The sequence below is a fragment of the Paenibacillus terreus genome (assembly GCF_042138595.1).
In the GTDB taxonomy this organism is placed as follows: domain Bacteria; phylum Bacillota; class Bacilli; order Paenibacillales; family Paenibacillaceae; genus Paenibacillus; species Paenibacillus terreus.
The window spans coordinates 503,225-528,877 of the sequence record NZ_JBHIRX010000002.1 but is presented as its reverse complement, the minus strand read 5'-3'; the positions used below and the strand labels follow the sequence as shown (position 1 = coordinate 528,877).

At 51.5% G+C, this 25,653-nt stretch carries 29 protein-coding genes; 8 read left to right on the top strand and 21 right to left on the bottom strand.

Translation table 11 applies throughout. The features are described from left to right. Positions 1-8: 8 nt before the first annotated feature. The 3 genes from ACE5KN_RS06625 to ACE5KN_RS06615 form a co-directional block, all read right to left on the bottom strand. Positions 9-935, bottom strand: a complete 927-nt coding sequence (locus ACE5KN_RS06625) for an aldolase (RefSeq protein WP_375524569.1) — start codon at positions 933-935, stop codon at positions 9-11. A 108-nt stretch (positions 936-1,043) separates the two neighbouring features. Then, entirely contained in the window at positions 1,044-1,169 is a 126-nt protein-coding gene (locus tag ACE5KN_RS06620) for a paeninodin family lasso peptide (RefSeq protein WP_375524568.1), read from the bottom strand. A gap of 77 nt (positions 1,170-1,246) precedes the next feature. Next, entirely contained in the window at positions 1,247-3,181 is a 1,935-nt protein-coding gene (locus tag ACE5KN_RS06615) for an asparagine synthase-related protein (protein ID WP_375524567.1), read from the bottom strand. A 606-nt stretch (positions 3,182-3,787) separates the two neighbouring features. Here ACE5KN_RS06615 and ACE5KN_RS06610 point away from each other — a divergent pair. Further along, positions 3,788-4,159 (top strand): helix-turn-helix domain-containing protein, encoded by a 372-nt coding sequence (locus tag ACE5KN_RS06610; RefSeq protein ID WP_375524566.1) that lies wholly within the window; start codon positions 3,788-3,790, stop codon positions 4,157-4,159. A gap of 84 nt (positions 4,160-4,243) precedes the next feature. On the opposite strand, the gene ACE5KN_RS06605 is transcribed toward ACE5KN_RS06610, so the two are convergent. Continuing rightward, on the bottom strand, positions 4,244-4,456 hold the full coding sequence (locus ACE5KN_RS06605) for a hypothetical protein (protein ID WP_375533056.1): 213 nt from the start codon (positions 4,454-4,456) through the stop codon (positions 4,244-4,246). A 128-nt stretch (positions 4,457-4,584) separates the two neighbouring features. Next, complete coding sequence (locus ACE5KN_RS06600) at positions 4,585-5,427, bottom strand: helix-turn-helix transcriptional regulator (protein ID WP_375524564.1); 843 nt, start codon at positions 5,425-5,427, stop codon at positions 4,585-4,587. A 191-nt stretch (positions 5,428-5,618) separates the two neighbouring features. Between ACE5KN_RS06600 and ACE5KN_RS06595 the strand changes: the two genes are divergently transcribed. Further along, the gene (locus ACE5KN_RS06595) at positions 5,619-6,371 is read left to right on the top strand and encodes an SDR family NAD(P)-dependent oxidoreductase (RefSeq protein ID WP_375533055.1); all 753 of its coding nucleotides are present in this window, start codon (positions 5,619-5,621) and stop codon (positions 6,369-6,371) included. Between the two features lie 7 nt (positions 6,372-6,378). Here ACE5KN_RS06595 and ACE5KN_RS06590 read toward each other — a convergent pair whose 3' ends face one another. The 5 genes from ACE5KN_RS06590 to ACE5KN_RS06570 all read right to left on the bottom strand — a co-directional run bounded on the left by ACE5KN_RS06590 (position 6,379) and on the right by ACE5KN_RS06570 (position 9,509). Beyond that, a complete protein-coding gene (locus ACE5KN_RS06590) occupies positions 6,379-6,549 on the bottom strand; it encodes a hypothetical protein (protein WP_375524562.1) in 171 nt (56 codons plus the stop codon). Further along, the gene (locus ACE5KN_RS06585) at positions 6,534-7,181 is read right to left on the bottom strand and encodes an HD domain-containing protein (protein WP_375524561.1); all 648 of its coding nucleotides are present in this window, start codon (positions 7,179-7,181) and stop codon (positions 6,534-6,536) included. Before ACE5KN_RS06585 ends, ACE5KN_RS06590 begins: the two co-directional genes overlap by 16 nt. Before the next feature lie 178 nt (positions 7,182-7,359). Next, positions 7,360-7,968 carry a DedA family protein gene (locus tag ACE5KN_RS06580; RefSeq protein ID WP_375524560.1) on the bottom strand — a complete coding sequence of 203 codons (609 nt, stop codon included), beginning with the start codon at positions 7,966-7,968 and terminating at the stop codon, positions 7,360-7,362. A 105-nt stretch (positions 7,969-8,073) separates the two neighbouring features. Next, a complete protein-coding gene (locus ACE5KN_RS06575) occupies positions 8,074-8,547 on the bottom strand; it encodes a hypothetical protein (protein WP_375524559.1) in 474 nt (157 codons plus the stop codon). Positions 8,548-8,564: 17 nt separating this feature from the next. After that, a complete protein-coding gene (locus ACE5KN_RS06570; protein ID WP_375524558.1) occupies positions 8,565-9,509 on the bottom strand; it encodes a helix-turn-helix transcriptional regulator in 945 nt (314 codons plus the stop codon). Positions 9,510-9,633: 124 nt separating this feature from the next. Between ACE5KN_RS06570 and ACE5KN_RS06565 the strand changes: the two genes are divergently transcribed. Next, the gene (locus ACE5KN_RS06565; RefSeq protein ID WP_375524557.1) at positions 9,634-10,065 is read left to right on the top strand and encodes an SDR family NAD(P)-dependent oxidoreductase; all 432 of its coding nucleotides are present in this window, start codon (positions 9,634-9,636) and stop codon (positions 10,063-10,065) included. 150 nt (positions 10,066-10,215) lie between these two features. Here the strand turns inward: ACE5KN_RS06565 and ACE5KN_RS06560 are convergent, their stop codons facing one another. Beyond that, a complete protein-coding gene (locus ACE5KN_RS06560) occupies positions 10,216-10,383 on the bottom strand; it encodes a hypothetical protein (RefSeq protein ID WP_375524556.1) in 168 nt (55 codons plus the stop codon). Positions 10,384-10,595: 212 nt separating this feature from the next. Then, on the bottom strand, positions 10,596-11,288 hold the full coding sequence (locus ACE5KN_RS06555; RefSeq protein WP_375524555.1) for an ArsR/SmtB family transcription factor: 693 nt from the start codon (positions 11,286-11,288) through the stop codon (positions 10,596-10,598). Between the two features lie 98 nt (positions 11,289-11,386). Here ACE5KN_RS06555 and ACE5KN_RS06550 point away from each other — a divergent pair, with 98 nt between their 5' ends. The 5 genes from ACE5KN_RS06550 to ACE5KN_RS06530 all read left to right on the top strand — a co-directional run bounded on the left by ACE5KN_RS06550 (position 11,387) and on the right by ACE5KN_RS06530 (position 14,767). Next, the gene (locus ACE5KN_RS06550) at positions 11,387-12,256 is read left to right on the top strand and encodes a DMT family transporter (RefSeq protein WP_375524554.1); all 870 of its coding nucleotides are present in this window, start codon (positions 11,387-11,389) and stop codon (positions 12,254-12,256) included. A 178-nt stretch (positions 12,257-12,434) separates the two neighbouring features. Beyond that, positions 12,435-12,872 (top strand): NUDIX hydrolase, encoded by a 438-nt coding sequence (locus ACE5KN_RS06545; protein ID WP_375524553.1) that lies wholly within the window; start codon positions 12,435-12,437, stop codon positions 12,870-12,872. Positions 12,873-12,906: 34 nt separating this feature from the next. Continuing rightward, positions 12,907-13,905 carry a phosphotransferase enzyme family protein gene (locus tag ACE5KN_RS06540; RefSeq protein WP_375524552.1) on the top strand — a complete coding sequence of 333 codons (999 nt, stop codon included), beginning with the start codon at positions 12,907-12,909 and terminating at the stop codon, positions 13,903-13,905. Beyond that, complete coding sequence (locus ACE5KN_RS06535) at positions 13,859-14,251, top strand: GNAT family N-acetyltransferase (protein ID WP_375533054.1); 393 nt, start codon at positions 13,859-13,861, stop codon at positions 14,249-14,251. Before ACE5KN_RS06540 ends, ACE5KN_RS06535 begins: the two co-directional genes overlap by 47 nt. A gap of 138 nt (positions 14,252-14,389) precedes the next feature. Further along, on the top strand, positions 14,390-14,767 hold the full coding sequence (locus ACE5KN_RS06530) for a YtxH domain-containing protein (RefSeq protein WP_375524550.1): 378 nt from the start codon (positions 14,390-14,392) through the stop codon (positions 14,765-14,767). A 187-nt stretch (positions 14,768-14,954) separates the two neighbouring features. Here the strand turns inward: ACE5KN_RS06530 and ACE5KN_RS06525 are convergent, their stop codons facing one another. The 9 genes from ACE5KN_RS06525 to ACE5KN_RS06485 form a co-directional block, all read right to left on the bottom strand. Then, complete coding sequence (locus ACE5KN_RS06525) at positions 14,955-17,264, bottom strand: glycoside hydrolase family 127 protein (RefSeq protein ID WP_375524549.1); 2,310 nt, start codon at positions 17,262-17,264, stop codon at positions 14,955-14,957. A gap of 287 nt (positions 17,265-17,551) precedes the next feature. Then, positions 17,552-18,790: an FAD-dependent oxidoreductase gene (locus ACE5KN_RS06520; protein WP_375524548.1), complete on the bottom strand. Its 1,239-nt coding sequence runs from the start codon at positions 18,788-18,790 to the stop codon at positions 17,552-17,554. Next, positions 18,787-19,122 (bottom strand): (2Fe-2S)-binding protein, encoded by a 336-nt coding sequence (locus ACE5KN_RS06515; protein WP_375524547.1) that lies wholly within the window; start codon positions 19,120-19,122, stop codon positions 18,787-18,789. The genes ACE5KN_RS06520 and ACE5KN_RS06515 overlap by 4 nt, the downstream gene beginning before the upstream one ends. Continuing rightward, entirely contained in the window at positions 19,119-19,412 is a 294-nt protein-coding gene (locus ACE5KN_RS06510) for a (2Fe-2S)-binding protein (RefSeq protein WP_375524546.1), read from the bottom strand. The genes ACE5KN_RS06515 and ACE5KN_RS06510 overlap by 4 nt, the downstream gene beginning before the upstream one ends. A gap of 29 nt (positions 19,413-19,441) precedes the next feature. Continuing rightward, positions 19,442-20,878, bottom strand: a complete 1,437-nt coding sequence (locus tag ACE5KN_RS06505) for an aldehyde dehydrogenase family protein (RefSeq protein WP_375524607.1) — start codon at positions 20,876-20,878, stop codon at positions 19,442-19,444. Positions 20,879-20,892: 14 nt separating this feature from the next. Then, positions 20,893-21,780, bottom strand: a complete 888-nt coding sequence (locus ACE5KN_RS06500) for a dihydrodipicolinate synthase family protein (protein ID WP_375524545.1) — start codon at positions 21,778-21,780, stop codon at positions 20,893-20,895. Between the two features lie 87 nt (positions 21,781-21,867). Beyond that, positions 21,868-22,869 (bottom strand): proline racemase family protein, encoded by a 1,002-nt coding sequence (locus tag ACE5KN_RS06495; protein WP_375524544.1) that lies wholly within the window; start codon positions 22,867-22,869, stop codon positions 21,868-21,870. Beyond that, positions 22,866-24,074 (bottom strand): NAD(P)/FAD-dependent oxidoreductase, encoded by a 1,209-nt coding sequence (locus tag ACE5KN_RS06490; protein WP_375524543.1) that lies wholly within the window; start codon positions 24,072-24,074, stop codon positions 22,866-22,868. Before ACE5KN_RS06490 ends, ACE5KN_RS06495 begins: the two co-directional genes overlap by 4 nt. Positions 24,075-24,107: 33 nt before the next feature. Continuing rightward, positions 24,108-25,652 (bottom strand): Ig domain-containing protein, encoded by a 1,545-nt coding sequence (locus ACE5KN_RS06485; RefSeq protein WP_375524542.1) that lies wholly within the window; start codon positions 25,650-25,652, stop codon positions 24,108-24,110. Between the last annotated feature and the right edge of the window lies 1 nt (position 25,653).

Sequence of the window (25,653 nt, the reverse complement as noted above, 5' to 3'; positions counted from 1 at the left end):
GATATGTATCACATTTTACTTATTTCGGATAACACTAAATCAGCCAGATTAGGAGCTGTGAATCGAGTAGTCGGTCTTTGCAACCGGAAAACACCGATACGGCTCAGTAATCTGACTGAGGTATTGAAGTGCCACTCCGACAATCCCAGTGAAGCAACAACCGACTTGCGATACGTATGCCGATTCAAGACAAACAGGCTCTCAAGTCCCTTGATCCGGTGAATTCCAATCTGATCATCCTGTGCGTGAACAAGCTCAAATATGCCGGCAAGCGGCAGCGGTTCCGAATAAAAATGGGAAGCGACCGGGACGGCAAACTTGGTCTCTCTTTCGAATAATGGCTGAAAAGCCGCGATTTCCATCCCAAGCTGATCGAGGCTTTCCCTCCATAGCTTTTGTTGCGGGTAAGACGGTATAACCAAAGGTGTATTGTCCTGAGTAAACGTTACTGCAATAACGTCATCACTCAGTAGCTGATACCCCCGTTTCAACAATACAGAAGCGAGTGTTGATTTGCCGGCCCCTGACTGTCCGACTACAGCGTACACCCTTCCATCAATAGCTATGGCACTTCCATGGAGGGGAAGTGTTTTTCTCTGCAGCAATGCAACGCCTAAGCATGTGCCAAGAATGTAAAGACGTACTTTATTCGGATCTACTCCTTCCGCAGGAGAAACACGGATACTTTCCCCGCCTTGAATGCAAAATGTACCCACATCCGGCAGCTGAAACATGACGGTATTATCTTTTACAGCAAATTTATTTTGCTGCCCGGCAAATGTGTTCCATAACTGTGAAAGGTCCGCTTTTTGGATAACAATATGTACATGATCTTCATGGCAGCATGGCAGCTCATGAAGTTCGGGAAGAGGAAAATCGCTTGATATTGTTAATCCGAAAGCTTTATATATGGCCGAGTTATTCGTAACGATCATTCTCTTCACTCCAAGCGGCTATAAAATCTGCCTTTCAAAAAAATACTGCCCTTATACATTCAACATTTATATAAGGGCAGTAACAGTAAACCGTCACAGTTTTGATAATCAGCTGTAGTTTACGGGTTCATCCTCATCAGGCTGTACCGCATCAGGTAATGCTTTACCTGGACCTGCCAACGTCATTTTCACGTCGAGGACTTCCAGCTCCGGCGTTTCCCACGTTTTTTTCATATTCTCACCTCCTCACCGTATTAAAATGATCTATAGACAAGGCATGGAACCTCGACTATCACTCCCGTACTGCAAAATCACGCAAATTTCTTAAGAAATCGGTAAAATATCAAGCTGCGCATGATGATTTTAAAGTCAGCGTCGAATATATAGTTGGTTTGCGGTACGGTTTTTAATTTTGAAATGGCTTCTCTTAAGAACTGCAAATTAATGAAATGGGATAATTCTCGATCAGAACCAAGCTGCTGCAGTTCTTCCATGAATAGATCCCAGGACGGTTTCATTCGGTGAATTCCATCCGCGCCTTGTACACCGCGAATCCTTAGGTTCATTCTTACATCATCAGGCAAGTAATTTTTCATAGACCTGCGGATGAGGGATCTGTTGACGCCATCCTGGACGAATTGTTCTTCCGGTACTGACAAACAGAACTTGATCACCCGCAAATCATTGGTGGGATCGCGTTCCCACATGGAGTACCGCAAGGATAGCTTGGTTCCGAATGTCCCGTTAATGTTCCAGAAATAGAGTTTCTCAAATTGCCTCTTTCTGTATTCGTATGCACCTGCAAGATAGGTACCGGTTATATCAATATCGTGCTGCCGCAATCTATCAAAAACATTTGTTGTTCTGGCAAGCTCCGGGTTAATCAGGGATGGGAACGGATCATCCTTGTTCCAGGCGAGATGTTGAACAAACGGGAATGCCTTCCTGCCAATAACGGGAAGCAGCCGCAATCGTCTGGTACCTGCGACTTTGCTGTGCAGTCGCAATTCACGGTATAATCGAGTCCATCTCATCTTCCTGAGCAAAATCGCCATATAGTCTAAAGGCGGACCCCAGGATATCGTCCAATTGCCTCTTTGACCGTTTAATAGAATACCTATCCCTTGTTGTTGGGCTGACTCGTATATGCCCTTAATCCAAAAGGAGTTCTCAAAGAACTTGTAAGGCATCTCCAATGTTTCCAGCCAATCGTCCACTTCTGACAGCGGGCTTTTTCCTTTAAAATCCAAATAATGGTCCGTAATATTCCCTACATAATGTACTGTGGATTGGATATATGGCTTCTCGTTAGCTACTCTTCTTTTGGACGTCCAATCCTCAAAGTCGTCAACAGGAACATAACTGAAGGTATGCAGATGTTTATCCTCGTCTCGCAATGCCCTGGCGGCAAAGCTTGCAACCGAACCTGAATCCAGCCCCCCGCTTAATTGAGCGCCTACCGCGCGGTGAGTCCGAATTCGCGACTGTACGGCATTGCGAAATACTTCACGAAACGCTTCTTCATACTCCCCGTTCGACGACAGCTTTAACTTGTTCCCCTCCGCTATAGTGCAATATCTTCGTAAGATGACTTTGCCGTTTATTACAGTTATCGTATGAGAAGGAGATACTTGTTCTATTTGCTTATAGACCGTCGATGCTGTATCCACCGCGTCGGTGGTGACGGGAATCGCCAGAAATTCGGCAATCCATTGCTCGTTAAGCCCCTTATGAACATAAGGAAGCGCTAATAACGGCCGGATCAGGGTAGAGAAAGCGAATCGATGATGGTCCCGGTAAAAATAAAGTGTGCGGGCCCCGGAAAAATCTCGCGCGCCGAAGAGCTTATCCTGCCTTTCATCCCAAATCATAAAAGCAAAATCACCGACCAAATACTTTGGCGCTTCTTCATCCCACTTTTGGTAAGCAAGCAAAATCAGTTCACTGTCGGCCATCTTCACACGACGTTCATACGGTACTTGCAGCAAATCAAACAGTTCGGTACGGTTGTCAATGATGGCATCTGCAGTGATCGCAAGCTTTCGTTCAGCATCATAATAAGGCAATACTTCATGAACGGATTCAGGTGTAATCCATTGAGCATGACAACCAAGAAAAATTGCCCTGCCAAACCATGTGCTGATTTGATCGGCGGGGTATTTTTGCAAAGCCTGCATTAGCGCATCAGCCTCGCTGTTGTTAATCATGGATCCATTAAAGCTAAGAATACCGTTTATCGCGCTCACTTCTTCACCCAGCCTCATATGTAATATATTCAGAGATACAAAAAACACATGCAATGCTAATTGATAGTGCAAAGTACCCTTCAAATATGGTATTATAAAGTGTATCTTATTTACGTGTGGATGCCGTTCATGTTCTTACCGTCATATGTGGAGAATTGGTATTCGGAAAAGAGCTTGCTGTTTCGTATGCCTCAATTACTTTCGCATAAACAGAAGTTCGATCCGCTTTAAGAGCCTCAGCCGTATTATGCTGACATGATGAAGAGTGCTCCATTGCAAGCGGTCGATGGTTTAGCTCTCGACTCGGGGCGGATACAGATTTCGAACAAACCTGCTTATGGGTGACAGACAGTATGATCTCCTCTTGCTGAAGACATACTTCAACTGCAAAGGATACTTGCTGTGTTGGAACCAGTTGTCCGGCAAACTTCTTGAGCACCCCTTCTCACCTCCGGATATTGAATAAGCTCCCTTTTCTTTGATACATTATGTATTGTTTTTATTATATTGTACAATATATGATACGACACGTATCGAGTCAAGCGTGTTTTTTCATTTTGTCGTAAATCTTAATCACATGTTTAAAGATTTGAGGGGATTGTATTTATGCACAATTGCGGTAAACGAATTTCGGCACTAAGGGAAAATCGAAAACTGACGCAAGAAGAGCTGGCCTCCCAGCTGGAAATCTCCCGTGCCTCCTTATCTCATTATGAGAAGAACAGAAGAAAACCTGATTTTGATACACTTCGTAAGATCGCTGACTTCTTTCAAGTATCGGTTGATTACCTGCTGGGGCGGGACGATGATTTCATTCCTGCAGGCGAAGCTGAAATCCGGCAATTCTCTGAAAACCTGGAGTTATCGGATGAAACGATTTTAGAGAAGTTTTCCTTCACTATTGATGGTAAAGAATTGACGCCTGAAGAAGCAAAAAGATTCATCGCTTTCATTAGGGCCGAAAGATCCTTTAAATAACAACATTTTGTGACAAGTGTTGTCCAGTGTAGTACTGACAGCACTCTGCCCTCTTCTTTGAACTCACACTGAAATGGAAGTTGCCTATACCTTTGCCCTGAATTCAAACCGGTCTCTGAAATAGAATCCGCCGTTAATTTTTACGGCTTCAGGAGTAAATTTTTCTATACTGCCACCACTGTTGACTACAATACTATATATGCTATTCATCGACATAATTACATCAACCTTAGCTTGAGTGACCGCAGCCGCAAATAACTCCTGATCCGTATGTAATGCCTTATATGCAGGCTTCATCCCCATTCCCCCAAAGCCTTTTTGATAACAAAACATTTAAATTAAAGCGATTACATCCCTTTTACGATCATATTAGCATACTAACGAAAATATTGATACGATTTGTATCTAAAAAATATAGAGATCCCTTACCTTTTTGCGGGGGATCTCTTTGTCAAATATTTTTCCAGTTTTAATCTTGTTGCTTCGAAAGGCATGTAAATCATCACTCTCATATCAGGGTCATTGGGGATTTGCAGGGTAATATGATCAAACTCCAGATGCCCCATGTCAGGATGCTGCACTTCTTTAAATCCTTCAAGAGAGCCGGGAGTTTCATGCTGCAGCCATAGCCGGTCAAATTCAGGACTTACTCGTTTAAGATCTTCAATTAATTCGGCAAACGATGAATCTTCAACGTAGCGGGCTGCAGCAGTATGGAATTCCGCAATGATTGCCGCAGCCTTTTGATCAAAACCTTTGAAGCGCCCCTTCCATACTGGGTCGGTGAAATACCGCCAGATTAAATTAAAATCATGGGGCGGGGATGCTGAGGAAATAGAGAAAACCTCATTTGCAGCATCATTCCATGCCACAAAATCCCAGCGTCTTCCCAAGACATATGCAGGATTCGGAGTAAGGTCATCCAGCATTTTTTGAAATGCTGACCCGATACTTTCTTCATGAGAAGACAAGGAAGGAGGAAGTGATTCTCCTGCAAGAAAAAAAAGATGGCGCCGTTCATTGGGACTAAGCCTGAGTGCCTTAGCAAGACTTTCCAGTACTTGTACTGAAGGGTGTACATCCCGTCCCTGCTCCAGCCATATATACCAGGATGTGCCGATATTCGCCAGCTGGGCGACCTCTTCCCGCCGTAATCCGGCTGTCCGGCGGCGAGTGCCCACCGGCAATCCTACATCATCTGGAGAAAGACTGGACCTCCGTTTACGCAAAAAATCACCGAGAGCCGAGCGACGCTCGCTATCATTCATTTCTCCCCCTCCTTATCCTATTACTCGGAAACCTATGATCAAGCAGCCTCTCGTCATAAGTGCATTAGAAAATTATACTCAAGCGTAGAAATGACTTCAACCAAGTTTGAAGCCTTTCAAACCATTACTGATTTTAAAGGAGACAAACCATGCAAACAGCAACTCAGCACAAAAACAACAATTCTGAGGGAATGCTTAGCAATAAGGTAGCCCTGGTTACAGGTGCCAGCCGCGGCATCGGGGCAGCAGCAGCCAAACTATTTGCAGAAGAAGGAGCGAAGGTTACACTCGTCGCAAGAACTGAAGCAACTCTGCGCTCCGTAGTAGAGGAAATTATCGCGAAAGGCGGTAAAGCCGATTACATTGTAGCTGATCTGGCCGATTCCGCCAGCATCGAACGAGCCATTCAAACGACCGTTGAGCGTCACGGCCGCCTGGATATCGCATTCAATAATGCCGGAATTGCAATTCCCGTATCGCCTATTACAGAGGTTAAAGAAGATGATTTCGACCTTCTGCATGCAGTAAATTACAAAGGAATCTGGGTCGCAATGAAAGCGGAAATCCAAGCTATACTTAATACTGCAGGTACCGGCGCCATTGTCAATAACAGCAGCGTGGGCAGCTTCAGAGGTACCCCGGGGTTGTCTGCATACGCAGCCGCCAAACGGGCTGTTAATAGTCTGACCGAGACGGCAGCCATTGAATACGGGCCTGCAGGCATCCGGGTAAACGCTATTGCACCTGGCACCACCATGACTCAGATGATCGAGCAATGGGTTGCCCAAGAGCCGGAAATTATTGAAAAAAGCAACTCATTGACGCCTCTTAGACGTGCTGCTGATCCTCATGAGATTGCGCAAGCGGCTGCCTGGCTATTGAGCGATCGCGCCTCTTTCGTAACAGGCGTCGTTCTGCCGGTAGACGGTGGCGGGAGAGCGTAATCTCCAACTAACGAATCCGGCAAAAGCCGCAGCCCGCACTTCTCCTGGTCAAAAGCTGTCCGGACCGCAGCCCACGTCTATCTTCCAGCTGACGGAAGCCGAAGCTGTCGTACAGCTTTCTGGCTCCCGTCGGCTGGCCGCTTATCCATGAAATGATTCGTATTATCTTCCCTCCCATTCTTTATGAAAACGGTCCAGAAATTCCAGCATGAACTGATGCCGCTCCTCAGCCAGCTCCCGCCCGCTTTCCGTATTCATGAGTTCCTTCAGCTTCAGCAGCTTTTCATCAAAATGATGGATTGTCGTGCCCTGATGAGTCCTGTACTCCTCCTCGGATTGAAATTCACGGACGCTCTCTCCAGGATCATACATCAGGCGTCCCCTTGACCCGCCATAGGCGAAAGCCCGTCCAATGCCAATCGCGCCGATGGCGTCCAGACGGTCGGCATCCTGTACGACCCGTCCTTCCAGCGTTTGCATTGGCGGACGGTTCCCTCCACTGTAGGACATGGTGGCTATAATCTCAAGAATGTGGTCCCTTGCCTGGACGGGTACTCCCTCTGCTTGAAGCCAAGTCTCCACCTTGCGCAGCCCTTCTTCCTTGGAAGGATTCAGCTTCGGGTCTGCCACATCATGCAGCAGCGCAGCCAGAATACAGATCTGCAGATCAGCCCCTTCCCGTTCTGCAATGGTTGCGGCTGTCTGCTTGACCCGGTATGCATGCCACCAATCGTGGCCGCTGCTGTCGTGCTGCAGCTGCTCCTTTACAAACTGCTCAGCCAGGTGTATTATGTCAGAAGCTTCATACATAATCAGTCTCTCCTTTAGATATTCATGTCATTAATATAGAAAAGGTTCCGTTCTTCCGGCACAGCCCGGCTGTAACCGAATCAGGAACCCTTAATTTTAGCTCTAAGTAAAACATCTATCGACGTACATCCAAAAAGCCAGACGGCGCTTAGCAGAAGTGCTTCTTGCAATTATAGAATCAATTTTTCCGGCTTCTGCGGATCCAATAAATAATAAATATAATAACGGCGATTGCGATAACGGCGTAGGTAATCTCCGAGTACACATCCATGTAAGCCAGAATGCTCTCCCAGGAATCTCCCAGCGCAGCTCCAACACTAACGAGGAAAATGTTCCATATTAACGTGCCGATCGTAGTGAACACGAGGAACACCCAGAAATTCATGCCCGACATGCCTGCCGGTATGGAGATAAGACTGCGGATCAGCGGCACCATGCGGCAAAACAGCACCGTCCACGGCCCGTATTTATCAAACCAGGCATCTGCCTTATGTATATCCTGCTTTTTGACACGAAGAATATGCCCCCATTTGTCAACGATTGCTTCCATTCTCTCAACGCTCAATATACGGCCAATGCCATACAGAATAATTGCTCCGACCACCGACCCCGCGGTAGCCGCCGCTATCACTCCAGGCACCGTTAAATCGGAGTTCGTGGTCATAAATCCGCCAAATGTCAGTATTACCTCTGATGGTATGGGCGGAAATACATTTTCAAAGGCAATCATCAGAAAGATTCCAAAATAACCGTATTGCTCCATAAATGACGTAATCCAGTTTTCCATTATACACCCTCTGTCACGAATTTGTACTTCCCACTGCCATTCTACCAAGGATCGTACAGTGGGGGCAAACCCGCTGAAGTAGTATCTTTATAGGATCACCAGATTTCAAAGCCAACTTGTAAACCGCCCCCATCCCACGTCCACATTGTTGCTTGCGGCCCATGTATCAAGAGCTTTGAGACTGCCTACTCTGTCATCTATCAATCTGAAGGACCAATGTACATGAACGATTTTTTTGCCTTTCGGCAGAATTCCGACAGTCACCAGCCCCCAATGATCCTGATGGATAATAATCTCTTTAATCTCGCTGCTTTGTATCTTTTTTTTGCCTAAAGTAACTGAGCCGTCGTCAAGCCTCAAGGTTCTTGGGCCGGTCAACGCCCTTACAGCGGCAGCAAGCCAGACGACGCAGAACAAACCTAACGATGCGATAATAAGGTAGTCTATTCCTGCAATCCCTCCATATTCGACATTGTTATAAAGATTAAACGAGTTAACGACCCCAAGGATAAGAAAACCTAGCAAAATATTAAAATTAATAGGACCCTTGACTCTGAAAACAACCTCTTTTCCTTTCATACTACCTCCTATTAACGTTATCTATATAAAGCGGCAATGGCTGCCGCCTGCTCCCTCACCCGGCTTCTTAACTCCTGCGGCTCCAGCACTTCCATGCCGGGGCCAAATCCGAGAATAATCCCGCAGGCGGACTCCATGGTGTTGAATTCAACCTCTGCCTCAATCTCCTGCCCTGTCTGTACCATATGCAGCAGCTTTACATACCGTGTACGGGACAACCCGTCAAGCAGCCCCTCTTGAAAACGAAGCTTTGCCGGGTAACGCGGCAGAGCCGCTTTGAAGTCCGCCATGGATTGCTCCCAGTATTGCGCCAATTGAAATCCGGGAGGCCGTTCAAAAGATTCCTCCTTCATCTCGGCAGCAGCCAGACGGGAAATACGAAACGTTCGCATCCCGTGCTCCGTTGCCGCCACCAGGTACCAGACACCGCGTTTGGCTACAAGACCGAGCGGAGATACGGTCCGCTCTTCAGCCTCTTCGCCACGCATATACGTAATGGACAGCAGCCGTTCTTCCCATACAGCTTCCTGAATCACCGGCAGACATGGACACTGCTCATCCGCCTGATGCCAGCCCGCCCCATCGATATGCAGCCTGGCCCGTACGTCTTCCGCGCTGTGCCGCACCGTGTCCGGAGCGGAGGATAACAACTTCTGTATTGCGGAATCAAAGTGTCTGCGAATCCCCAGATCCTCCAGTGCCTTTTCCTGACCGGATATGAACAGGGAAACCAGCTCATCCGGCTTCATGCCGGTGAGACGGGTCCGGTATTGTTCAGACAAGCGCCACCCCCCATGAGCTCCTCTTTCGGCATATACAGGGATACCGGCCATGCTGAGTGCTTCCATATCTCTTGCAATTGTCCGTTCCGATACTTCAAGCTGTCCGGCCAGCTGCCGGGTGGTCAGTCTGCCCTGATTCTGCAGCAGCAGCAAAATATGCAGTAAACGGTCCGCCCGCATTCGCTTTCACCTCCATCAGGTTTATGATTTTATTTTAGCAAATAATCACGACAGAAGATGTCTTATTTTAAGGATAAGCTGGTCTTGTGATCACATTTAGCTAACCTTGACAGGAGGTATAATCATGACGAAACCATTACAGGGCAAAATAGCCGTCGTCGCAGGTGCAACGCGCGGGGCGGGAAGAACCATCGCCGTTACGCTGGGAGCCGCAGGTGCGACGGTATACTGCACGGGCCGCAGCATACGGGGACAGGCTTCCGATCTGAACCGCCCGGAGACGATTGAAGATACCGCGGATATGATTAACGCACGCGGCGGAAGAGGGATTCCCGTACAGGTGGACCATACCAGGGAAGAGCAGGTGAAAGCCCTGTTCGAGCGCATCAGACAAGAGCAGCAGGGAATTGCCGCACTTGCCGCTGACCCGGATATCATGAGCAAGTCGGGCCGAACCCTCGCGAGCTGGGATCTGTCCGATGAATATGGATTTGTGGATGTGGACGGCAGAAAACCGCATTGGGGCAATTATGCGAAGCAGCACGGATTTCTGTAGTCCGCTTACTATCCCGAACTGCACATTTTTTTAATCCATAAAATGTAGGCCTGATGGTTGGAATGGTCGGCGAGCATCTGAACAATAAGAAAGACAGATGCCCGTTAAGGACAATCTGTCTTAAACTAAAGAACCGTGAACATTCTCCTCTTATTTTTCAGAGTTTTGATCGTCACTGATCCCCGGTGTCGTTTTCGCAACCCACTCTTCGGCTTCAGGCTCGATATCCTGACCATTCTCCATTTTCTTTTGCTCCATCAGGGAATCTCCGTCTTTATTCAGCTTGTTGCGAAGTTTGTCTTCGGATTGAAATTCCATTGCAATTCCCTCCTTCTACATGTATTCGAGCGGCTGCTCCTGTGCTTTCCTCTGCAAAAGCCCACATTTTACCTGCGGCCCTGCCTCTTACATATAGTTACCCGATGATGCCAAATACAAACATGGCCTGAGCAGTTCACTTCACAACCCGGAAAATCCGAAGGAACCTGTCGTTTGTCAAAAGTAAACCCGCATCTCATCTCTCCAATAACTCAAGCATTAAGCTTTATGCCAAACACGTCTTCCAAACCCTTTATCCCCGTCTCTGTCACCAGAACGGCCCTTCCGTCAGGCAGACGCCGGATCCATTCCAGCTCGAATAGCCGCCCCGTCAAGGCTGCCCCCAGACTCCCGGCCAGATGATAGCGGCGTTCGCTCCAATCCAGACATGGCCGGGCAAAGCGCCGGCGTTTTTTATGACACAGCTCAAAATCAATGCCGAAATCCTGCAGAAAATGCCGTCCTTCCGCAGTCAGCTGATAGTCCGCTCCCGCTTCCTCGATCCACTTGAGCTCATGCAGCCGATCGTTCAGAGCGACACCAATCCTGCCTGCAAGATGGTCATAACAGGTTCGGGCGTAATGAAGCGCCTTCAATTGGTCGGATTCCCTCAATGAGCGGACCTGCTTTTGCGGCGCTATGGCTTGCAGGGATTCCAGGGCTAACGCCACCTCGCTGCTCGCCAGGCGAAAATATTTATGCCGCCCATGCATCTCATAGGTGAGAAGTCCTCCTTCCACCAGCTTGGCAAGGTGAGTGCTGGCTGTCTGGGGCGAAATTCCCGCGGCGTGGGCCAGCTCCGTGGCAGGGATGGCTTTTCCGCCAATCAGGCGAATAAGCATGGTTATACGTGAGGTGTCTCCGATCAGCTCAGCCACCTTTACGGTATTGGGCGTTACCTCCATTGCTGCATCCTCCATTCGTACATTCACACTTCGACTTTAACCGAACTATATCCATGCTACCATAAGTCCATTCCTGAAAACATATATAGGAGGTTATCATGAAACCAATTATGTTTATTTTGCTAGTCATCCTGGCCACCGCACTGATGGGAAGCTCTTTTACGTTCGGGAAAATGGGTCTGAGCTACGCTTCTCCGCTGCTGCTTGCTGGCATACGTTTTACGCTTGCGGGCCTGCTGATGGCTGTTTGGGTACGGAATAAGCCGTCCCCTTCTTCGGCAAAGGCCTGGTTCAAAATCGGAACGATCGGTTTATTCCAAACGGCGCTAGTTATGGGCTGCATCTTTCTCAGCCTTAGAACGATTACGGCAGGTGAGTCTGCCATTCTTACGTTTATTAATCCGCTGCTGGTCATCATTTTCGGAACGATCATTTTCCGGACACACTATCGATTATCCCAGTGGGCCGGGGTCATCATCGGATTGGTCGGTGTGATCGTTACACTCGGATTCCAAATGCAGCTGCAGACAGGGACGTGGCTGGGACTGGGATCAGCGGTATGCTGGGCTATCGCAACACTTCTGGTTAAACATTGGGGCGGCGAAATGAACATATGGGTGCTGACAGCCTATCAAATGCTGTGTGGGGGAATCGTGCTAATTGTGCTGGGAATGCTTATAGAGGCTCCTCACTTGGTAATCAACATGCAATCTATCGGGATTATTTTGTACCTGGCAGTACTGGGCTCCATCGTTCAGTTCGCGGTCTGGTATTACCTGCTGCAGCAAGGAGAGCCGGGCAGAACGAGCGCGTTTCTGTTTTTGGCGCCTTTTTTTGGAGTGCTATCCGGATGGCTGCTGCTGGGCGAAATGGTTTATGCAAATGTATACTGGGGCGGCGGGCTAATCCTGATTGGCATATTTCTGGCGAACTGGCAGCCTAGTAAGCTAAGAGGCACTGCTTCGTAGTGAGCCTGCTGATATGGAAGCAGAAATTATTCCTTCTTTGAATGTTAACTTGGACGTTGAAGAGGATTTCTGGAAGCACATGGTGAAAAGGAATAAAGCGAGAAGCTCCTCAATCTTCGAAAAGAATCGATAAAGACTGAGGAGCATTCTTATATTGACATATGCAGGAGGGGAAAACATGTTTATTGTAAACGTCGAGGGTGCTATCTTCCATCAAGGCAAGTGGCTGCTTATCAAACGAAGCAGCAAAGAGGAGCATGCAGGCGGCACCCTTTCCCTGGTCGGCGGCAAGGTTGATTTGGAAGGTGCCTCAACGGAAATTCTTGAAAGGACGGTCAGAAGGGAAATTTCTGAGGAAGTGGGCATTGAAGTTACGGAGAATGTTCAATTTCTATATAGCTCGTCCTTTGTTTTAGATGATGGGCGGCCAGTAATCAACGTTGTTTTCCTCTGCGAGTACAGCCAAGGGACTGCACACTGCAAAAGCCCCGACGAGGTTGACGAGGTACTGTGGATGACGGCCGACGAGATTATGAATCATCCCGATGCGCCGCCCTGGACAAAAAAGAGCATAGCGAGGGCGGAGGCACATAAAGGCGATTCTGAAACAGCATGACCGGATTGAATAATAAATTGAAAGGATCGTTGCGATGCCTGAAGATACAAAAGTGAGCCTGGCGGCCGAAATTGCGGCTCATCTTAAGGACGCATTCGGTCTCTCCGTGAGCGAAGCAGCAGTGATTGACAAGGGCTGGCTTAACATCAAATGGAAAATGGTAACAGACCAGGGGCCAAGGTTTATCAAGTATTATCATCCGGATCGTTACAAATTGAATACACGTCCCGAGCGAAGAATCGCGATCGAGAAGACGCTCCGGATTCAGCATGGACTGAATGGAGCCGGAGTCCCGTGCCCGAAGGTTTTTCAGCAGAATGGTCATTATATTCAGGAAACACCGTCAGGCTTATTATATACCATACTGGAGTGGACTGACGGGTATACCGCCGAGGCCGGATCTTTGAATACAACACAAATGTACCAATTGGGGGAAGCTGCAGGCAAAATGCATAAATGGCTGCGATCCGTACCACCACTGAACAAGCCTGCCTGGAAGCCTGACAAAGAACTCTACCTCAAAGGGTGGCGAGAAAACCGTGAAAAAGCGCAGGCGGCTGGAGATGAGATTGTATTGGAATGGCTCAGCCGGTCGCGGCAGGTTATTGAAGCCATGGATTTCCGAATGCTCGAATCTTGTCCGGCGGGGTGGCTGCACTGGGATCTGTGGGTGGATAACATCCTGCTGAATCCACAAGGACTGACCGCCATTGTGGATTTTGATAGAATGACAACGGCGTATCAGGAAATCGATATTGCTCGTGCAGTCTTGTCGGGAGCTCTACGAAATGGCGCGATTAACAGGGAAGCTGCACAGGCATTTTTGAATGGATACCGCGAGCATCTGGAAGTGCCCTACGGCATGATCTCCCGCGCTATGTACATGCTTTATCTGGTCGAATCCATTTGGTGGCTTCGGACAGAGGTTCGTTTGGAAGGCGAGATCAGAGCCTTGCTCCATCGATTTGTTGAGGAAATGCACTGGATTGAGGATCATTGGACAACGCTGCCTGATCAATTGGAAAGCCTGTAAGGTTCTTGATATCTACGATACATACAATACTACCAATTTAGACGATGAGACAAGACAAGCATACGGGTATTCCGATAAGGATGGAACGATCTATGGAACAGACCAGTTCATAGGCGAGCCGGATTATTGGAACAAAGGAATCGGCACCCTGCTTGTTTCCTCTATGCTTCAATTTTTAGTTGATCACAAAAAAGCGGACCGGGTCGTCATGGACCCTCAGGCCAGCAATGAAAGAGCCTTAAGATGTTATGCGAAATGCGGCTTTAGGAAAGTCCGGCTTCTTCCCAAACGCGAGCTTCACGAGGGAGAATATCGGGATTGCTGGTTGATTGAATACAAAATATAAAACAGCGGCAGCAGTCAGGTACTCATTTCAAGTCTTGGTTTGCCGCTATTTTTCATGCAATCGTGTGGGATAAAAGCCCGAAGGCTGGGTAATTACAGTACAAGGACATCGATATTACCACAGATGGGAGAGATGAACATGGAAGACCAAACTAAAAAAATGGTATACGGGATCTTAGCAGGAGCCTTGGTTGGCGCAGGGGTCGGCGCGCTGCTGGCACCGAAGAACGGAAGAGATATGCGGACCACCCTCGTCAATCTGCTGGAGCTGATCAAGGAGAAAGGCCCTGAATATAACGAAAAAGGGCGGGAAATTACGGAGAAAGGCCGTGAGGCCGTGGAAGTCGTCAAGGAGTCGATCGAGGTTGTAAAAGAAGCGAAGGACGAGGCCGTTAGTGCAGCCCAGGACGTAAAATCCGAGCTGAAGGAGTTTAAAGCGAATAACAGCGCAAGCAGCGATCAGTCCGGCTCCGATTCCGCTTCAAGCGGGGCGATGAGTACAGGACAAAGTCATTAATGGGCTGGCAGCTGCAGTCACTATAGAAAATTGCGCACCCGCAGAGGTCAAGAGTCGTCTCACTGCTAAAAGATCATATCCGGGAAGGAGCTGCCGCCCTCGTCCTTCCCGGACAATTTATAAAACCATTAATGAATCATTCTTCCTCCGGCATTCTGCATAAGTATCTTCGTTCTTTATTCCATCCCTAACTATCTGCCTGATACAGCCGCTCATACACATCCTTATTGACCATTCTCAGCCCGAACAATCTGCGGACACGCTGGCAGGGCTTGGCCTTGAAGGTCACTGTCGCCTGTTCCTTACCCTCCAGATAGGCAGCTGGAATTTCGGCATGAATGTTGTAAAACTTGTCGGCTTCATCAAAGCCTTCACTAAACTGCTCAAGCGGATGGCCGTTCACCAAAATATCAAATCCGCAGTTGGGCATTTCCAGTGCAGCAGTGTAGGTAATGACGAGCAGCATCGGTATGGTCGGATCGGTTTTCAAATCAAAGGAAAACCAGCCGTCAATGCCCGCATTCCGGTAAGGCCGGTTATTCACATATCCGGTACGGGTTGAAGCATCGCCCTGGAAGTTATGATCCCGCTCAGGCTGCATTTCCCCAGGCTGGGCAAAATCAAGGGTGCACTGCTCCAGAATGGCCAGCTTTTCACGTGCGGCAGTGTATTCCTTTTCCGCCTCCTGCCACCCTTCCTTCGTAAAAATGTCCCAATATACGGAATACGTGCGGTCATGCATTTTATATAAAGGAGATAATTCCACATCCCGCGGATGTCCTGCCCCGGAAATGCTGAATGTGTTCGTTTTCCCCTCCACCGGTTGAATCCAGGTCTCAAGTTCCTCCGTTTGTGGAATGAGTACCGGAGTGTAGAGAAAATCCCTGGCCTTTGGATCATCGATCGGACCGAGGTCGCCCGCCAGCACCAGCGGTCCGTACATAACCGCCGCCCGGCCCGGATTATCGGGCATCGCCTCCAATCTCAGCGACATGGGTATCGTCACCTCTACAGTATCCCCGTCAAGCCATGTTCTTGCGATAGGAATGAAGCTGCCCGGCTCCGGCACGATCTCCTGTTCTTTGCCGTTTACACGCAGGGTTATGCCTTGAAGAGCCCAATACGGATAACGAATGAGCAGGGTCATGGGGACAGGCTGATCACATTGAATTTCCAGCTTGGCATGATCCGTTTCCGGGTAAGAGGTGCTCTGCTTTAACGTGATTCCCGCTTCTTTCCATTCCAATGTGGACGCTATAAACTGGTTGACATACAGCTTGTCATGATTATGAAAATAAATGCCGCTGCCGTAGCTCGCATGGTTTTCCATCCCTGTGCCGACACAGCACGTAAAATCGTCAAACTTGCTTTCAAAATGCTTGTGTCCGCCCATGGCCAGCGACAGAAAATACGTTACGCCCCCGTGCACAGGGTCCTGTGAGGCTAAAATATGGTTAAACAAAGCCCGTTCATAAAAATCCGCTTCCCTGGCGGAGCCGTTCCATTGAAACAGATGGTTGGTCAGTTTGAGCATATTATAGGTGTTGCACGTTTCCGTCGTATGGGGCCCGATACGGTCATTCAAACTGTCCGGCGCACCAAAATATTCGCCAAAGCTGTTGCCGCCACTGACATACGAATGATGCTCCACCACCCGCTCCCAAAAAAACTCCGCCGTCGCCCGGCGTTTCGGATCATCGGTCAGCTCATACTCCTTGGCAAGCCCGATCAGCTTCGGAATTTGCGTATTGGCGTGAATGCCCTGAAGGCAATCTTCCTGCGAGCTCAGCGGATCGAGCACCAGTCTGTGCCAGAATTTCTCCGCCAGCCGTAAATAACTTTCCTCTCCGGTATCCGCATACAGGTCCGCCAATACCTCGTTCATCCCCCCATATTCGCAAAACATCACCTGCTGCATCTGTTCTTCCGTCAGCGGCCCCAAAATGCCGCCAAGCCAGTCAGCCAGCTTGCGTTCGATCTCCAGTGCCTTGTCACAGTCCGTCAAATGATACGCATCGCGCAAACCGGCGAACAGCTTATGAAGCGTATAGAGGGGAGCCCACGCACCGTTCAGATCAAAGCCCTTGGAGCGGATATTTCCCACAGATACCTCTGCAAAAAGCTCTTTTCCTCCCGGAATACCGGACACATATCCGTCACCATCGGCTGTTTGACAAAGCTCCAGCTCATCCGCAATGTAATGCGTGATTTCTTTAAACCGTTCATCGGCTGTCGAGGCATACATCATGGAGCAAGCCGACAAATAGTGCCCCAAGGTATGGCCGGAAATAGACATGGCCTCCCAGCCTTCATATTGAGGCGCTTTGGGCGCAAGTCCGGCATATTCACGAAAGCGCGCCAGCAGGCGGTCAGGCTCAAGTTCCAGCAGGTAGGAGCGGTTAAGCTCCATGGCATGTTTGAATGGGCCTTCGCCCAGTTTCACCTCGTTTAACGCGAATGGTCTGGCCTGCATGCGGGCCTTTACTTTTACCGCCATGCTTCTGTTCCTCCTTTTTAGGCTCAAAGCCGAAATCGGTGCTTGACCAGGGGATAAGTGCAAATTCGTATAAAAACACAAAAACTCTAACGGTTGCAAGCGACGCTATTTGGGTAAAAACGGGGGGGTATAAGATGTAACGATTGCCATCGAGCTTATTTCCCGTTTTTCGTAAGCAAAGAGGCTATCTCTCCTGAATAAGCGCGCATATAACCGTTAGTAAAGAAAGCTGCGTTTTTCCGGCCAAATAAGCGCTATGACAACTGTTAGCAAAGAAAAAAGCTTTTTCAGTTTCGCGAGTGCTGATATGCGCCGCCTGAAGCCTGCTCCCATTGCCGATACAGCTGCGTTCTCGCCTCCGTGATGCCGGGATGAAACTGAATGAGCGCATTTTCACGGGCAGTATGAACCTCACGGATCGCCTCCTGTACCTGCCGTTCCCCATCGGCTCCCGCAAGGCCGGCGGCATGAATCATGGAAGCGGCGGCCAGACGGCCCTGTGCCATAGCGACCAGCCCGCTTTCAATACCGGTAATATTTCCGGCAACATACAGCCCCTTGAGCGTGGTTTCCATCCGTTCACTATGCAGTGGAACATGCCCGCCAAGCCCCGGGCTGTAGACGAATTTGCAGCCCGCCACCGCCGCAAGCTCGGCAAGCGGATACAATCCGCCGCTCAGTGCCACGAAGTCGGCGGGCTCGATACGCTCGCTGCCGGGAATGGGCGAGCCGTCCGGTTTAACCCGGACCAGTGTCACGGACTCGACCCGGTCCCGCCCGTTCACGGACAGCACCGCCGTCCGCAAACGGATGGGAATATCCCACAGGCGAAAACCTCTGTGGGGATAGCAGCGCGCGATGAGGCCCTCCATCCGCAGCGCCGCCGCCAGCCTGCCGCCTGTGCGCATCCAGACGGCGGGAGCGAGCTCCGAGAGCTGCAGCAGCTGCTTCACGGCCGCTATCGGAGTGGCCGCCGCGCCTGCCAGCGGATTGGCGCACGGCAGCGCAATCGCAGCAATCCTGACCCCGGCGACGGACAACTCGCGGGCAATTGCCATGGATAACACGTTCATGCCGACAATAATGCCGCGTTCCCCCGGCTTGACATAATGAACGTTGGTCAGCACCTGCGCTGCTCCAATTGACATGACGCCAGGCAGTGTCCAGCCCTCCAGCGGAACGTGGGCTTCGGCGGCCCCTGTCGCCAGAAGCACGTAATCCGCGGTGAATAATCCGCAGGAGGTGAAAATCCCCCATGCAGCCGTGTATTCCATGCCATGCACAGCTACGCCGCAGCGGATGTCCACCCTCAGGTCCCTGCAGCGGGCAATCAGCTGATCTGCAACGTGCTTTCCGACCCACCAGCTTTTGCCACCCTCCTCATGATACTGCCCGGGCATACGCCCGCCCGGCTCTGTAAATTCATCCAGCACCGTGACCCGCATTCCGTGCTCGGCAGCCGCTGCCGCAGCGGACAGCCCGGCCGGGCCCGCTCCAATGACGATGAGCTGCACTCTGTTACTCATGTCACCATTCTCCCCGTAATTTCATTCGAAAGCTGTCGCCCGCTTTCCACGATCATGCCCTCCTCCAGCTTTGTCAGACAGGAGCGGACGGTACCTAATGGATGAACTGTCAAACGGCATTCGCTGCAGTGCCCGATTGCGCAATAAATGCCCCTGGGCGTGCCGGATTCCTCATGTCTTCTCAGCAGGCGGACACCACCCGCCAGCAGCGCCGCCGCCAGCGGTTCTCCGGCCAGCCCCTGCATGGGACGCCCGTCGAAGGTGAAGGACACCTGCCGCCGTGCAGACTTGGGCCCCAGAATCGGGTGATTTACAATCCGCAAATCGCTCATAGGGAACCTCCATCCGCAAGCTGGCCGAATGTGACCGGACGCACCGGAGGCCTTTGCGATAACAGCTCCGCCTCCCGGCGGGCAGCAGGATACTGGCTGTAAAACCACGATTCCACCACCTGACGGCATACTCTGCCCTGGCAGGCACCCATCGTCACCCGAGTTGCCATCTTTAGCTGCCGCACCGTATCCATTCCTTCACGGCACGCCTCCTCTAGCTGTGCAAGGCTCACTTCCTCACAGCGGCAGACAATCAAATGCTTTGACCCGTCAGACGTACTGACATCCATTCCAACCGTCCCCCTTTGCCGCTGCCTGCTTATCCATAGTTAATCGCGCAGGTTTTAACCGCAGAATAAAAATCAAGCGCCGCCTGTCCCTGCTCCCGGGTATGCGAGCTGGACTGCTTCAGGCCGCCAAAGGGAGCCTGATATTCGACACCGGCTGTCTCCTGATTAACGCGCACCATACCGGCTTCCGCCTCATCCAGAAAGCGGTGGGCGAGCCGTAAATCGCGAGTGAACAGCGAGGCGCTCAGCCCGTACACCGTCTCATTGCACAGTCGGATCGCGTCATCAAAATCTTCCGCCTGCAGGACTCCGATCACGGGTCCAAAAATCTCCTCCCGAATCAGCGGATGTGACGAATCCAGTCCGGCGGCCACCAGCGGACGCACGTAATACCCGTGATCCGTCCCGGCGGCGGCTCCGCCCTCCGCCAAAATATCAGCTTCCCGGCGGGCCGTCGCCACATAGGACATTACCTTCTCGTACTGGCCTGCGGACGCCACCGGTCCGAGATACGCCCCAGGGTCCAGCGCCGGGGCAACCTGGATACTGTCCGTCGCTTTGCACAAAGCCTCCGTAAACGCTTCATAGACAGATCGCTCCACGATTACCCGGCTGGTGGCCGTGCATTTTTGCCCCGCAGAGCGGAATGCCCCGCTGACGATCGCCGCCACCGCCTGGGCCACATCCGCATCCTTCAGCACGATGGCGGCATTTTTACCGCCCATCTCCGTCTGGTATTTAAGGTTCCGGCGGGCACACTGCTCCGCAATGCCCAAGCCTGTGGCGGTTGAGCCTGTAAAGCTGACGGCATCCAATTCCTTATGCGCCAGCAAAACATCGCCTATCGCGTGGCCCTGACCGATCACCAGATTCAGCACACCGGCAGGAAGCTGTGCCGCTTCAAACAGCTCAGCGATCCGAACCGCCGTGAGCGAAGCATTTTCGGCAGGCTTCCAAATGACCGTGTTGCCGCAGAGAAGCGCGGGCGCGATTTTCCACAACGGGATGGCGACGGGAAAATTCCACGGCGTAATGACCGCCGTCACCCCGAGCGGAACACGCTTCGTATATTGAAGCACTCCTGATTCATTGGAGGGAATGACCGTACCGATGGAACGCACGCCCTCTGCCGCGTAGTAGCGGAGCAAATGCACGCCCCGCATCACTTCACCGCGCATCTCCGTAATCGGCTTACCCATCTCTTGGCTGGCCAGTTCAGCCACTTCCGTCAGACTTGCCTCCAGCAGCCCGGCGGCGCGGAACAGACAGGCTCCCCGAGCGGCTGGAGTTAATGCCCCCCAGCCCGCTTGGGCCAGCCGTGCCGCTTCCCCGGCTTGCGTTATATCATCCTTTGTGGAAAAGCGGACAACTCCCACCTCCTCCTGCAGCGCCGAGGGGTTGCGTACCACCATGTCTTCGCCGGAAGGGCTCAGCCACTCGCCGCCGATCCAATTTCGGCTCTCCACCGTCTGCACCCCCATTAGGATGAGACCTCGCTCGGACGAACCGCCGCCTCAAAAGCTTCGCGAATACGGTCATACTCCGCCTGCGGTAGCGCCAGTCTGGGCGGTCGTGTCGGGCCGACTGGAAATCCGGCCAGCTCCATCATATATTTGATGGACTGCACCAGCTGCGGCTTGGCATCATAATGGAACAGCGGCAGCAGCCTGCGGTACAACGCGGAAGCCTCCGCCAGATTTCCCGACCGCGCCAGTTCGAAGAGTTCAACCCCTTCCTTCGGCAGGGCATTGGGCACTCCCGAAATCCAGCCTGTCGCCCCGAACAGTGCTCCCTCCATCGCCAAATTATCCACTCCGACCATAACTTCCAGGTTTGTATGGTCCAGAATGGTGTGGATACGCCTTACATCGCCCGAAAACTCCTTGACGGCCACGATATTATCCAACCGTGACAAATCAGCAAGCACTTCGGGGGTCAGATCAACCTTGTAATCATGAGGATTGTTGTACACAATGATCGGCAAGCCTACCTCCGCAAGTGCTTCAAAATGGGCCGTTACTTCATGAGGCAGCGGATTGTAGTTAATGGGCGGCAGTGCCATGACACCCGCTGCCCCGGCATCCTTCGCATGCTGAACCCAATGCACCGCCTGCTTCGTGGACGGAGCCGCCGATCCCACAACAACCGGAACACGCCCCGCCGCGGCGTCAATGACGGTATGCACAACCTGCGAGCGCTCCTCCGGTGATAAAGCCGCATATTCGCCCAGTGATCCCGTAGGGATCAAACCGCTGATGCCATTTGCAATCAAATGCTCACACAGCTCGGCCAGACGCTTGTAATCGACCTCCAGCTCGGCTGTAAACGGTGTAACGAGAGCCACATACACACCCTCAAAACGTGCCATACACTCACCAACCCTTTCCTGACCTTTTTATAAGATGTGAGAAAATATAAACTTCCTGGCCCAAGCCTCCTGAACTCGCAAGAAAAGCTACGACAGCAGGAATCCTGCCCTGAGTGGATCCTCCGGGTCCAGCACAAATTGATGATGGCCTGTTACCCAGGCCGAGCCTGTAATTTGCGGGATTACCGCCGGATAGGGACCAACCGCTGTCTCACCCACAATTTCAGCTCTGAATAATGAACCCGTGATGCTTTCATGCACAAACGGTTCATGCAAACCCAGCTTGCCCTGGGCATGCAGCACCGCTGCCTTGGCCGACGTCCCTGTGCCGCAGGGTGAACGGTCGATGCCTCCCGGCGGGATAACAACGACATTGCGGCAATGGGCCTCTGGAACGGTCGGTTCCCCGTAAAATTCAATATGCGTCATTCCACGAATGACCGGATTTTCAGGGTGTGCCACCTCTACAGCCGCATTCACCGCTTCTCGAATCTTCACCGCCGCGCGGACTATCTCCGCCCCATTTCGCTGCTCCAGCTCAAGACCGATGGAAGCGGCCTCGATAATGCCGTAAAAGTTGCCCCCATAGGCAATATCCAGCGTCACCTGACCGAGACCTTCGACCTGAACCTCTACTCCGCTGCGGTACACAAAGGAAGGGATATTCGTGAACGTCACCTGCTTCACCTTGCCTTCTTTCACATCGAGCCGCACCTGAACGGGGCCGGCGGGAGTATCCAGCAATATGGACTTTTTGTCCGGGGCAATGAATCCGATTTCCATCAGCGCCGTGCAAACTCCAATCGTATCGTGGCCGCACATGGGCAGATAACCGCCTGTCTCAATAAACACCACCCCGATATCGGCATCCGCATGACAAGGCTCTGTTAAAATACAGCCTGACATGACCTCATGCCCGCGCGGCTCGAACATGAGCAGACGGCGAAAATCATCATGATGCTCTGCCATGTAAGTCATCTTCTCCAGCATCGTCAGGCCAATCAGCTTGGGGGCGCCGTGAATGACCGTTCGTGTCGGATTGCCTCCGGTGTGCGTATCAACCGTCGTAATTTTGCCAAGCTCGCTCATCCGGTTACCTCCCCGTGAATCTCATGACTGGCATCATCTTTTCCAAACCGGTCATACCTAAGCGGCTCCAGTGGAACACAAGCGGGTTCGCCGCGAATCATTTCCGTCACCAGCTTACCTGTAACGGCAGCGAGGCTGATCCCGTCCCCTTCATGGCCGGAGGCGATAAACAGCCCCGGTACTTCCTCCACGGCCGATATAATGGGCAGATGATCCGGTGTCCATGGACGCAGCCCGGTATATGCCCTCATCAGGGGCGTGTTGGCCAAAGCCGGAAAAAAGCGAATCGCCCTGCGGGCGACCAGCCGGATCACCTGCTGATCGACACGTGTATCCATGCCGACAAACTGGCGGCTGCTGCCAATCAGAACGTTTTGCGAGGCGGTAGGCTCGAATACCATGGCTATGCCATATTTTTCGTCTTCTTCGTCAACGCTCCGCTGACCACCAAATTTGCTCATCAGATAGCTAAACTCCATGACCTTTCGCTTCCCGATGGACGGCATGCGGGCAGACACCAGGATATGTCCTTTGCGCGGTATAATGGGCAGGTTCAGGCCGAGTGATTGACCGATAGCGCGTGTCCATACCCCTGCCGCCAATACTACCGCTCCCGCAGAGATAACCCCGCGGGATGTCTCCACCCCGCAGACATGGCCTCCTGCATCCTTCAGGACAGACTGCACCGGCGTGTGCGGCAGCAATCTGGCTCCCATCCGGCGCGCAGCTTTGGCCAGCGCATACGTCATCAGCACCGGATTCACGGTGGAATCTGTCACACACTCCAGTCCACCCGGCAAATCCTGCGCCAGATACGGCCATTCCTCCCGCAGGTCCCGGTGGTCCAGCATGCGGAACGGAAGACCCTCCTGCTGCTGGCGGGTTACCCACTGCTGTGCCGCCTGCATCTCCTGATCATTTTCACAAACAAGGATGCTGCCTGGTGCGCGGTACTCAAACTCATCCTCCAGTTCCCCGGCCAGCTCCGCCACCAGCTGCTGCGACAGCAGCGACATGCGGCTGTCCAGTCCCGGCTCCTTGTCGATCGCCAGTATATTTCCATCACAACGCGACGAAGTGCCTCCGGCTATTTCTCCCCGCTCGACAAGCACGATCTGCAAGCCTGACTTTGCCGCATAATAAGCGATAGCCGCACCGATGATGCCGCCGCCGACAATAAGCAAATCCGCCGCATCGTGTTTCACTCCGTTTCCCTCCTTTCAATTGTGTCAACAGGATTACAGCTTGAGCGTATAGCTTTGTGTCACAGGTTTGCCCAGCTCATCATAATCCCGCAGCTGAACGGTGAACGTATACGTCTTGTTTCCTGTTCCGCTGGCCGCCGTTCCGCTAATCGTTCCCGTAAAGCGGTCCAGCTTGAAGCCGGCGGGCAGCTCGCCTTGTGTTATCGTCCAATCATAAAACGGTACGCCACCCTTGGCCTCCAGCTTGACCGAATAGGCCTGCCCTTGAACAGGTGCGGGCAGCGACTTTGTCACAATTTCCGGCGCGAGGAAAGGGGTCAAATTTTTGCGCAAAGGCCAGCCTGCTTTTTCGGCTACAAGCAGCGACAGCTTGGTGTTCATCCAGCGCCGGGTCGGGAACAGATGGTTCCAGCCGCCATTTTGTCCGCTCAGTCTGTCCACCTCGGCCAGCGCTCCGGAGAGATGATAGCTGTTGTCGAGCAATGCCGGTCTGTTTTGATAAGCCAAAATAACCGGATCATTGCCTCCCGACTCCTTCAGCGCTCTCACGCCAGGGAACGTGTCGCTGAACACGACCGCATGGCCGAATTCGTGCATCATCAGCCCATATACATCCGTCACCTTGGACAGGTCAGACAGATACCATTCTTCGTCATTCACGGACGTAAATGGAACCGCATCATCATAGAAATCCAGAATCAGACCGTAAGAACGGTTCAAATTGCCCGGCACAGTGACACCGTTCCGGGTATGATATTTGCCGTTCGCAGCCGGATAACCCGTGGAATAAGGTCCATTCAACCCTCTTAGAAACACCCACATACCGTTATAGGGTTTGTTATTTGACACCTGTATCGTATTTTGCCAGTCGTCTCCGGGAAGATGATTGACCTCTGCTCCGGTCGGAACCGTGTCGAAGGGCTTCAGATCGAAGAAATAAAACCAGTCCTTTATGGCCAGCTCCGTAGCTTTTCTGGTGGCAGCATCATTGAAATAAGGCTTGATCGTATCAAAACGGTAGTCAAAATCAATCGGGATTGACGGCTCGGCATTATCATCCTGATCCAGTACCCGAATGGGAATGGACTGGTTGGTCGTGCGTCCATCATTTCCCCTCACGGCCAGCGACAGCGTATAATGCTCAATTTCACCGTTCCCGCCGATCCGGTCAGGATGAATGGCCAGCAGGAAATTCTTCTCCTCCTGCGCGCTGCTGAAGGTCAAGGTTTTGCTGGCCCCGTCCGCCGACAGCGTACTGGGCAAATCCATCATCAGGCGGGATGTACCCTGTGCTTTCAGCGTTACGGTTACCGGAAAAGAAGCATCTGCCGGCGGTTTTACTTTCAGCTTCACATACGGGTTGGCCAAATATCCCTGCCAATCGACCAGCTCGATGCCGTAATCGTTCACTGTCCGCTTAAAAATGTCGATAACCTGGGCACCCGATGGCGCTAGCGCTTGCAATTCCGCTTGTGCTTCTTCGGCAAAAGCCTTCTCACCCGGAACAGCCGGTGTGAGAGCAACAATCATGGAAGCCGCGAGTGTGGTCAACCATACTTTCGTACACCGTTTTTGCATT

What these genes read in the sequence shown, in the direction of transcription:
- ACE5KN_RS06625 (WP_375524569.1), bottom strand. Translation starts at nt 935, where the DNA reads ATGATCGTTACGAATAACTCGGCCATATATAAAGCTTTCGGATTAACA.
- ACE5KN_RS06620 (WP_375524568.1), bottom strand. Translation starts at nt 1,169, where the DNA reads ATGAAAAAAACGTGGGAAACGCCGGAGCTGGAAGTCCTCGACGTGAAA.
- ACE5KN_RS06610 (WP_375524566.1), top strand. Translation starts at nt 3,788, where the DNA reads ATGCACAATTGCGGTAAACGAATTTCGGCACTAAGGGAAAATCGAAAA.
- ACE5KN_RS06605 (WP_375533056.1), bottom strand. Translation starts at nt 4,456, where the DNA reads ATGAAGCCTGCATATAAGGCATTACATACGGATCAGGAGTTATTTGCG.
- ACE5KN_RS06600 (WP_375524564.1), bottom strand. Translation starts at nt 5,427, where the DNA reads ATGAATGATAGCGAGCGTCGCTCGGCTCTCGGTGATTTTTTGCGTAAA.
- ACE5KN_RS06595 (WP_375533055.1), top strand. Translation starts at nt 5,619, where the DNA reads ATGCTTAGCAATAAGGTAGCCCTGGTTACAGGTGCCAGCCGCGGCATC.
- ACE5KN_RS06590 (WP_375524562.1), bottom strand. Translation starts at nt 6,549, where the DNA reads ATGGGAGGGAAGATAATACGAATCATTTCATGGATAAGCGGCCAGCCG.
- ACE5KN_RS06585 (WP_375524561.1), bottom strand. Translation starts at nt 7,181, where the DNA reads ATGTATGAAGCTTCTGACATAATACACCTGGCTGAGCAGTTTGTAAAG.
- ACE5KN_RS06580 (WP_375524560.1), bottom strand. Translation starts at nt 7,968, where the DNA reads ATGGAAAACTGGATTACGTCATTTATGGAGCAATACGGTTATTTTGGA.
- ACE5KN_RS06575 (WP_375524559.1), bottom strand. Translation starts at nt 8,547, where the DNA reads ATGAAAGGAAAAGAGGTTGTTTTCAGAGTCAAGGGTCCTATTAATTTT.
- ACE5KN_RS06570 (WP_375524558.1), bottom strand. Translation starts at nt 9,509, where the DNA reads ATGCGGGCGGACCGTTTACTGCATATTTTGCTGCTGCTGCAGAATCAG.
- ACE5KN_RS06565 (WP_375524557.1), top strand. Translation starts at nt 9,634, where the DNA reads ATGACGAAACCATTACAGGGCAAAATAGCCGTCGTCGCAGGTGCAACG.
- ACE5KN_RS06560 (WP_375524556.1), bottom strand. Translation starts at nt 10,383, where the DNA reads ATGGAATTTCAATCCGAAGACAAACTTCGCAACAAGCTGAATAAAGAC.
- ACE5KN_RS06555 (WP_375524555.1), bottom strand. Translation starts at nt 11,288, where the DNA reads ATGGAGGTAACGCCCAATACCGTAAAGGTGGCTGAGCTGATCGGAGAC.
- ACE5KN_RS06550 (WP_375524554.1), top strand. Translation starts at nt 11,387, where the DNA reads ATGAAACCAATTATGTTTATTTTGCTAGTCATCCTGGCCACCGCACTG.
- ACE5KN_RS06545 (WP_375524553.1), top strand. Translation starts at nt 12,435, where the DNA reads ATGTTTATTGTAAACGTCGAGGGTGCTATCTTCCATCAAGGCAAGTGG.
- ACE5KN_RS06540 (WP_375524552.1), top strand. Translation starts at nt 12,907, where the DNA reads ATGCCTGAAGATACAAAAGTGAGCCTGGCGGCCGAAATTGCGGCTCAT.
- ACE5KN_RS06530 (WP_375524550.1), top strand. Translation starts at nt 14,390, where the DNA reads ATGGAAGACCAAACTAAAAAAATGGTATACGGGATCTTAGCAGGAGCC.
- ACE5KN_RS06525 (WP_375524549.1), bottom strand. Translation starts at nt 17,264, where the DNA reads ATGGCGGTAAAAGTAAAGGCCCGCATGCAGGCCAGACCATTCGCGTTA.
- ACE5KN_RS06520 (WP_375524548.1), bottom strand. Translation starts at nt 18,790, where the DNA reads ATGAGTAACAGAGTGCAGCTCATCGTCATTGGAGCGGGCCCGGCCGGG.
- ACE5KN_RS06515 (WP_375524547.1), bottom strand. Translation starts at nt 19,122, where the DNA reads ATGAGCGATTTGCGGATTGTAAATCACCCGATTCTGGGGCCCAAGTCT.
- ACE5KN_RS06510 (WP_375524546.1), bottom strand. Translation starts at nt 19,412, where the DNA reads ATGGATGTCAGTACGTCTGACGGGTCAAAGCATTTGATTGTCTGCCGC.
- ACE5KN_RS06500 (WP_375524545.1), bottom strand. Translation starts at nt 21,780, where the DNA reads ATGGCACGTTTTGAGGGTGTGTATGTGGCTCTCGTTACACCGTTTACA.
- ACE5KN_RS06495 (WP_375524544.1), bottom strand. Translation starts at nt 22,869, where the DNA reads ATGAGCGAGCTTGGCAAAATTACGACGGTTGATACGCACACCGGAGGC.
- ACE5KN_RS06485 (WP_375524542.1), bottom strand. Translation starts at nt 25,652, where the DNA reads ATGCAAAAACGGTGTACGAAAGTATGGTTGACCACACTCGCGGCTTCC.